Consider the following 1,010-nt stretch of genomic DNA (forward strand, 5'->3'; position numbering starts at 1 on the left):
CCCGGCGACGCCGACCGCACCGCCTGGGACCAGGCCCCCTCGTACGCCGAGCAGGAGGAGCAGACCCGCCCCGCCTACGGGCAGCCGTACGGGTACGGCCAGGACGCGACCACCGTCCCCGCCTACGGCTACGGGCAGGGCACGCCCGGCTACGGCTTCGGAGCCCCGCTGCAGCCCGGCCAGACCGAGGGCATCGGCCGCTCGGTGGCATCCATGATCCTCGGCATCATCTCCGTGGTGGGCGGGTTCACGTTCCTCCTCCCGCCGATCGTGGGCGTGGTCCTCGGACACCTGGGCCTCAAGCGCGAGCCCCACGGCCGCGGCATGGCGATCGCCGGCCTCGTGATGAACTACGTGTCCCTCGCGCTGCTGCTGCTCGCCGTCGTGTTCCTCGTGATCCTGGTGATCGCCGGCATGTCCGTGAGCGACTACACCTCGACCTGACCGGCCGGCTCAGCCGGCCAGCAGCAGCTCGAGGTGCGCGGCCAGGGCGAGCAGGGGCGCGGACGTGCCGGGCCGGCCGATGAGCTGGACGGACCAGTTCAGGCCCCGCTCGTCCCGGAGCACGGGGACCGCGACCGCGGGCAGGCCGAGCACGTTGACCATCGAGGTGTAGGGCGTGAACGCGCACTGCGCCTCGTAGTTGGCCTCGGGCTCCATCGCCAGGAAGTGGCCGACCGGCGGGGGCGCGGTGGCCAGCACCGGGGTCATCACCACGTCGACGGCGGCGAACTGCGCCCGCACCCCGCGCGACCACTCCTCGAGCCGGTGGGCGGCGTCGTCGATCTCGGCGCGCCCTGCGCCCCGGGCCGTGCGCAGGAAGTGCGCGGCCACCGCGCCCACGTGCGCCTCGGCGTCCTCCGGCAGCGGCGCCCGGAGCAGCCCGGCGGTCCACACCGTGCGGAAGTCCCGGTGGTAGTCCTCGCCGTAGTAGGGGGAGAAGTCCTCGACCGCGTGGCCGCCCGCGTCCAGGGCGGCGGCGGCCTTCGTCAGGGCGGTGAGGGCGGGCC

General features: G+C 74.6%; 2 protein-coding genes. One reads left to right on the plus strand and one right to left on the minus strand.

All coding sequences use genetic code 11. From position 1 onward, the window contains the following. Window positions 1–444: DUF4190 domain-containing protein (locus tag AB0N07_RS52340; RefSeq protein ID WP_365848219.1), on the plus strand; the 444-nt coding region annotated here is incomplete at its 5' end. Between the two features lie 9 nt (window positions 445–453). Here AB0N07_RS52340 and AB0N07_RS52345 read toward each other — a convergent pair. Continuing rightward, a partial coding sequence (locus tag AB0N07_RS52345) for an amidase family protein (protein ID WP_365848221.1) occupies window positions 454–1,010 on the minus strand: 557 nt, incomplete at its 5' end.

The organism is Streptomyces sp. NPDC051172 (genome assembly GCF_040682555.1).
Taxonomy (GTDB): Bacteria; Actinomycetota; Actinomycetes; order Streptomycetales; family Streptomycetaceae; genus Streptomyces.